This is a genomic window from Dolichospermum sp. UHCC 0260 (genome assembly GCF_009711985.1).
Taxonomy (GTDB): domain Bacteria; phylum Cyanobacteriota; class Cyanobacteriia; order Cyanobacteriales; family Nostocaceae; genus Dolichospermum; species Dolichospermum lemmermannii.
Genome location: NZ_VIKZ01000093.1, coordinates 1 through 6,986, shown reverse-complemented (window position 1 = coordinate 6,986; position 6,986 = coordinate 1). Strand labels below are relative to the sequence as shown.

The 6,986-nt window shown below is 39.6% G+C and carries 6 protein-coding genes; 5 read left to right on the top strand and 1 reads right to left on the bottom strand.

What is annotated here, in order from left to right; translation table 11 throughout:
- Window positions 1–1,134: 1,134 nt before the first annotated feature.
- The 4 genes from FJR08_RS22185 (at window position 1,135) to FJR08_RS22170 (ending at window position 5,154) form a co-directional block, all read left to right on the top strand.
- Entirely contained in the window at window positions 1,135–2,862 is a 1,728-nt protein-coding gene (locus FJR08_RS22185) for an iron uptake porin (RefSeq protein ID WP_168634605.1), read from the top strand.
- Between the two features lie 169 nt (window positions 2,863–3,031).
- Window positions 3,032–3,469, top strand: a complete 438-nt coding sequence (locus tag FJR08_RS22180) for an Rrf2 family transcriptional regulator (protein WP_015081082.1) — start codon at window positions 3,032–3,034, stop codon at window positions 3,467–3,469.
- A 17-nt stretch (window positions 3,470–3,486) separates the two neighbouring features.
- On the top strand, window positions 3,487–4,449 hold the full coding sequence (cysK, locus tag FJR08_RS22175) for a cysteine synthase A (protein WP_168634604.1): 963 nt from the start codon (window positions 3,487–3,489) through the stop codon (window positions 4,447–4,449).
- 15 nt (window positions 4,450–4,464) lie between these two features.
- Window positions 4,465–5,154 carry a J domain-containing protein gene (locus FJR08_RS22170; protein ID WP_168634603.1) on the top strand — a complete coding sequence of 230 codons (690 nt, stop codon included), beginning with the start codon at window positions 4,465–4,467 and terminating at the stop codon, window positions 5,152–5,154.
- 10 nt (window positions 5,155–5,164) lie between these two features.
- Here the strand turns inward: FJR08_RS22170 and FJR08_RS22165 are convergent, their stop codons facing one another.
- Entirely contained in the window at window positions 5,165–5,773 is a 609-nt protein-coding gene (locus tag FJR08_RS22165; RefSeq protein WP_168634602.1) for a hypothetical protein, read from the bottom strand.
- A 685-nt stretch (window positions 5,774–6,458) separates the two neighbouring features.
- Between FJR08_RS22165 and FJR08_RS23380 the strand changes: the two genes are divergently transcribed.
- Window positions 6,459–6,731 (top strand): helix-turn-helix domain-containing protein, encoded by a 273-nt coding sequence (locus tag FJR08_RS23380; RefSeq protein ID WP_217357552.1) that lies wholly within the window; start codon window positions 6,459–6,461, stop codon window positions 6,729–6,731.
- Window positions 6,732–6,986: the final 255 nt, after the last annotated feature.

Below are 6,986 nucleotides of genomic sequence, written 5' to 3'. Positions count from 1 at the left end.
GAAGTATTACCACGCGGTAACGCTCTCTAAAACCTATCATCTTTGAATTAGCCCCTACCTATTGGTAGGGGTTTTTTTATAAGGAGAAATTTAAATTCAGGTATTGCAAATTTTTGTAGTTGTGCTATAGTAGTCTCAGGTTACAAGACCAAAGCATTTTGCTTTGCCCCTTTTGAAATTAAGACCGTTTAGGCAATAAGGAGGTGATGCCCATGATAGAAAGTAGTATACCCATGGGTCATCAAGTTGCAGTTAGCCGGCTGTGCGCCGGGGCTGTTCTCTAAAAGTTAGCTTTAGTTCTCTTGAGATACTAAGTTAGCTCAACTAACTAGGCTTAACATCGGAGTTCCTTCCGGCAGTCTGGTTGCAACTTGAAGACCCGCTAGACCGCCCTGACTTAGATTATCTGATCTAAATCAGGGCGGATAGTTTTTAAGGGTGGTTTTTGGTTGAAACCAGTACACAACCGAGTCAGTGAATTAACTATTTAAAAAGCCGAAAAAGCTTGTTTGATCTAATTTTTTGATTTTGTTTTATGGTACTAAGTAGTAATTTTTAACCAGTAGCATAAGGCAATATTTAGATATTTGCTGACAACAATTACCAACGTAAATTATTGTTGTGGAACATTTGTTAGCGATCGCCTATCATTTATATTTGTCAGGTTTTTGGAGTGAAAACAAAACACCCATTGCGAACAAATGATAATTAATGTGGAAAGGTTTTGATTGAAAGTATATTTCAAAACCTATCTAAATTCTTCAATGCCGAAGCTTATTCGCTAATCTTCAGTGTAAGAAAAGTTCGATATGAGTTTAAAGAAGTCAAATCTACTTGGTGTAACTGATAATATACTACTAGAAAAATTGACATCTACTTAATCAAAAAATCTTATGTTGATTATTAGAAAAAACTATAATATAATGGCAGGATATGGTCAGAAAGTTTTTGCATAAGTTAATTGCATGGAAGTTTAACGATTAATTAATCAATTGTTAGCCTTGTGAAAGCTATGATTGTGGAATTGGTGTCAGCCATACCTATTGCACAGGTTTCAACAAGACTTCGCGTTTGTAAACAGTTAGCTATAGCGAACTCATGTTATCCATATAAGGTGTGAGGAGAAAAGGAAAAATGTCTAATATTTTGTGGAAATCCCTGGTGGTTAGCCCAGCAATTTTGGGAGCAGCGTTGTTAGTATCTTCAACAGCGATAGCCGCACCAAGTACCACCAAGGGAGCATCATCAATTGAAACTTCCTCTACAGCAGAAGTTTCCCAACAGCCAGCAGTATTGGCGACAGAAACCAAAGAAGCTCAAGTTTTAGCTCAGGTTAACCGCTACAGCAACGAGAACAATACTTCCATAAATCAGGTAACATCAGTTTCCCAATTCTCTGATGTGCAACCTACAGATTGGGCATTCCAAGCTTTGCAGTCCTTGGTTGAACGCTACGGCTGTATTGCGGGTTATCCCAATGGCACATTTCGTGGTAATCGGGCTTTAAGCCGTTACGAATTTGCGGCTGGTTTGAATGCTTGTTTAGATCGTGTGAATGAATTGATTGCCACAGCAACGGCTGATATGGTGACAAAACAGGATCTAGCAACATTACAGCGTTTGCAAGAAGAGTTTTCTGCGGAATTGGCAACTTTACGTGGCCGGGTAGATGCTTTAGAAGGACGGACTGCTGAATTAGAAGCCAATCAATTCTCAACTACCACTAAATTAAAAGGTGAAGCTATTTTTGCTGTCACTGATGCTTTTGGCAGCGAGACAGGCAAAGCTAACCGGGCAGTATTCCAAGATAGAGTCCGTTTAGGCTTGGAAACCAGCTTTACGGGTAGAGATATATTAACAACCCGTTTGGCTGCTGGTAATGCCACAGGCTTTAGTCTCCGAGATAAAACTGGTAATCCTATTAATGCTGGTGGAGTTGGTAAGCAAACCTTTGAAGTCGGTAGCACTAGTCCTGCTAACAGCGTTAAAATTGACAAATTAACTTATGAAGCTCCTTTAGGACCTGCAAGAGTTTATCTTTCAGCTAGTGGTGGGCAACATAGTGATTATGCGGCTGTTAACAATCCTTACTTCTTTGATAAAACAGATGGTGGTAAGGGGGCTTTAAGTACCTTTGCTTCTGAAAACCCCATCTACCGGATTGGTGGTGGTTCTGGTATTGCCTTAAATGTCCCGTTTGGTAAACCTGGTAGTAGTTTCTTGAAACCAAGTTCAATCACATTAGGTTACTTGGCTTCAAATAACTCGGTCTCAAATGCTGCTAATCCTGCCCCAAGTAATGGCTTGTTTGACGGTAACTATGCGGCTTTAGGTCAGTTGAACTTTAATGTTGGTAATCGCGTTGCTTTGGCTGCAACCTATGTGCATGGTTATCAAAAAGCAGGTAGCACATTGTTTGATTCAGGACTTGGTGGTGGTGCTTTAGTAGGTACTGAACAAGCTAATGCTCCTTTAGCTAATGCCTCTTCCAGTAACTCCTACGGTATTTCCGCAGCTATCAAGCCTAGCGATAAACTGTCTTTGAGTGGTTTCGTTTCCTATCATGATGTTACAGGCTTTGGAGCTAATGATGATAAAGAAGCTTGGAGCTATGGTGCAGGTTTAGCTTTACCTGATTTTGGTAAGAAAGGTAACGTCTTGGGTATCTTCGGTGGCGCTCAACCTTACTCACTAGGTGCGACTGGTAGAGAGACTCCATACCAAGTAGAAGGCTTCTATAAGTATCGCGTTTCTGAAAATGTATCCGTAACTCCTGGAGTTATTTGGATGACATCTCCTGGACAAAATAATACCAGTAATGATGCCTTTGTTGGTACACTCAGAACAACTTTTAGCTTCTAAATAGTTAAAAGTTTGTTGATAAGTTTCAACGTGATTTGACCCTGCCTCATGGCGGGGTTTTTTTGTGGAGAGAAAAACCCCAGTTAAGAACCGGAGTATACTGGAAAAGAGATTAACTGTAAGGTTTTGCTCAACTTCATGCTTCAACTTTCATCTTGGATTATTACTTGTGGAACTATCATGTAAATCTGAATACGCAATTTTGGCGTTATTAGAGATGGCTACTCATTACGAAAACGGTGAACCGATGCAAATTCGGCAAATCGCTCTGCAACAAAAGATACCTGATCGCTATTTGGAACAACTGTTAGCAACTTTGCGGCGGGGGGGTATAGTTAAAAGTCAACGGGGTTCAAAAGGCGGCTATTTATTGGCGCGAGAACCTCGGAAAATTAGTATCTTTGAGATTTTAGAATGTTTGGAAGGTTTAGATGTGCAGACTGGTGAACAAAATACTAACCTCACAAGTTTAGATAATTCTGTGGTGTCAGAAATTTGGCAAGAAGCACGTCAGGCGGCAAATTCAGTGTTACAAAATTATTCGCTTCAGGATCTTTGTGAAAAACGGGATTCCCGGAAGCAGTTGGATATCATGTACTACATTTGAAGGCATAAAAATTTATCATGCGGATTGTTGAAAATATTACGGAGTTGGTGGGACGGACACCTCTAGTTAAGCTAAACCGGATTCCTCAAGAATTAGGTTGTGTGGCTACAATTCTCGTGAAATTGGAAAGTATGAACCCTTCGTCATCGGTGAAAGACCGCATTGGGGTAAGTATGATTACTGCGGCTGAGAAGGAAGGATTAATTGCCCCTGGGAAGACGATTCTGGTGGAACCAACATCGGGAAATACGGGCATTGCTTTGGCAATGGCGGCGGCGGCCAAGGGGTATCAATTAATTTTAACAATGCCGGAAACGATGAGTGCGGAACGGCGGGCGATGTTAAGGGCTTATGGGGCCCAATTGGAACTCACTCCGGGAATTGCGGGGATGAGTGGGGCGATTCGGCGGGCGCAGGAGATTGTGGATAGAACACCATACTCTTATATGTTGCAACAGTTCCGCAATCCGGCTAATGCCCAAATTCACCGGGAAACTACGGCGGAGGAAATTTGGGAGGATACGGATGGATTGGTGGATATGATTGTGGCGGGTGTGGGGACTGGGGGGACGATTACTGGGGTGGCGGAAGTTTTGAAGGCCCGGAAACCAAGTTTTCAGGCGATCGCTGTCGAACCAGCTAATAGCCCGATATTATCGGGAGGTAAACCGGGTCCCCATAAAATTCAGGGCATTGGGGCGGGTTTTATTCCCCAAGTGTTAAAGTTAGAATTGATTGATGAGGTAATTACGGTTACTGATGAGGATGCGATCGCTTTTGGTCGCAAATTAGCCAGGGAGGAAGGATTATTGTCTGGAATCTCCACTGGTGCAGCCCTTTGTGCGGCGGTTCGGGTCGCCCAACGTCCTGAAAATCAGGGACGCTTAATTGTGATGATTCAGCCTAGTTTCGGTGAGAGATATTTAAGTACACCTTTATTCCAAGACCTAGAAGCGAAAACCGCAACTAGTACCAATTAACAATCTATTGGATTCATGTCCGATTTTAACCACTACGATACCCTCAAAGTTAGTAATCATGCCAGTCAAGCGGAGATTAAACAAGCTTATCGCCGCTTGGTGAAAATTTTTCATCCTGATAGTAATCAAGACATTACAGATAATGAGCAAATTATTCGTGTTAATGCTGCCTATGAAGTTTTAAGTGATAGTAAAAGTCGTCTTGATTATGATGAAAAACTTCGTCACAGTCAGCAACAATTTCATCAGGTTCGCCAAAAACGCGCAGAATCTGCTCAACAACATTACAAAGCAGCGAGGAAAACTAGAAAAGATATTGATGAAAATATTGAGGAATGGATACGTTTAGTTTATAAACCAGTAAATCGGATACTTTGTACAATTCTTAATTCTTTAGAATCACAAATTGAGGAGTTAGCAGCCGATCCTTTTGATGATGATCTTTTAGACGAATTTCAAGATTATTTAGCATCCTGTCGGGAAGATTTGAAGGACGCACAAATTAAGTTTCGTTCTTTGCCAAATCCCGCTAGTTTTGCAGCAGCAGCAGCCCATATTTACTATTGTATGAGTCAAGTGGGAGATGGAATAGAGGAATTAGCGTACTTCCCATTAAGTTATGATCATCGCTATTTACACACGGGACAAGAGTTATTTCGGATAGCTAAAAGATTGTATCGGGAAGCGCAAGAGTCCGTGAGTTGATCAGTCCCATCTAACCGATAGGATAACATCCCAGATTAACTGCATGAATAAATTCACTACCGGCTAGTGGTCTTCCTCTTTTATAAGCTGCTTCTTGAGGTTGTCCCCAACCTAATTGTAAAATGAGTTCTAGAAAGTTCGGGTTTTCCCATTTTAATAAAGTTGCCCATTCTGTTCTTTGGACAATTCTTTCTACATCTACTTTTACAATTTTTTGATGTTGTTTACCATTGCTAAAACTTAAATATAAATCCATTTCCCCTGTGACTAAATACCAAAATTCTAAAATTGTATCTTTGGCAGGTTTCAATATTTCTAAATCACTTTCTAAAGCGATTAATTCAGTATCAATTTCTGGATAATGCAGATTTTTACCTTTAACAGTCATATCTTTCCAGATAATTCCAGAAACTTGATTTTCTCGTTGATATTCATGAATAGAGGTTTTAAAATCTTGGTAGGCCGTGAATCTTTGCAGTCCGTCGGTTCTGACAAACTGATCTATAAATGGATTACCAGAAACAGTTACATCTAACTTTAAACGTTCACCTTTTAAGCAAGCTTGGCGTTCGGTTGCCAATATCTGAATTAACTCTTGGGTATTATAAATATTTGACATCAGAACAAGACCTAATTAGTGATCAATCATCAGTTATTAGTCATTAGTTATGAAACTAATTATTAATTTTGTGTCAGATGGTAATCAAGATTGATTGAGGATTTAATTATTATCTCTTGATAGCAATAGAAATGCCGTATCAGAACCGACTATTTGTTTCATTGTTCATCCCATAGTAATGAATGTCGACATTATTCTATTTTACCTTGAGGAGTAGAATTAGGTTTATGGTCAAGAAAAAGCCCAATTCTCAAGAATCAGGGCTGAACAAGCAGAACTCAAAATTGCACAATTAGCTGAATGCTTAGGATTAACAAGTATAAAATCAGACTCACGCTAAAACTTAACCGCAAAAAAGCCTAATAATGATGATCTTATTAATTTAAGTAAGTTAACGCCTTATGTGAGTTAGAGTAACAAAAAAAGAAAGGGAAACTACAAGATCAAGGTAAAGACATTTTATGAAATTTATGCTTCAATTATTGGATAATCCATTTTGGGCATTAGTAAGAAAAGAAATTAATCAAATTTTACGCAATAGACAATTCAGCAGTGAGACTGCGTTGCTTTCGTGCCTGTACTCGTCTGGAGAAAACTTAGCCATAACCTTAAAATATTTACTTGCTATTTGTATATGGCTATTGTTTAATCAAATAAAGGAAACAACAATGGGAGGGACTTATATTTGCTAACAAACTATGTATATAAGCTACGTCCTAATATTAGTCAATCCGATAAAATGGACGGTTGGCTAGATATGCTCCGGTCTACTTACAATTGGAGTTTGGCTGACAGAATAGCTCAATACAACCAGCAATTTATTCAAGGTGACTATTGTGATATTAGGACTAAAGCAGAAGCTTGTCCATTAACTTGTTTTGTCAGTAAAAATGGAGCAAGTGGAGAGCCGTGGAAGGATGTTAAAACCGATAAAAATGGCAACATCAAAAACCCTTGACGCAGTGCTGGTGATATTCAAATAACGGCATTACCATATCTAAAAAAAGCTAGACCTTGGTTTGCTGAGATTGATTCTACAGTCCTACAGCAAAACGTCAAACGCCTTGACACTGCCTATAAAAATTTTTTTGAAGGGAGAGGGTTTCCTAAGTTTAAAAACCGGAGTAATTTTACCTCTTTTACTTACCAGATGGGCGTAAAAGCTCAAGGGAATAAAATCTATCTTCCTAAGTTGGGATGGCTGCGGTTTTTC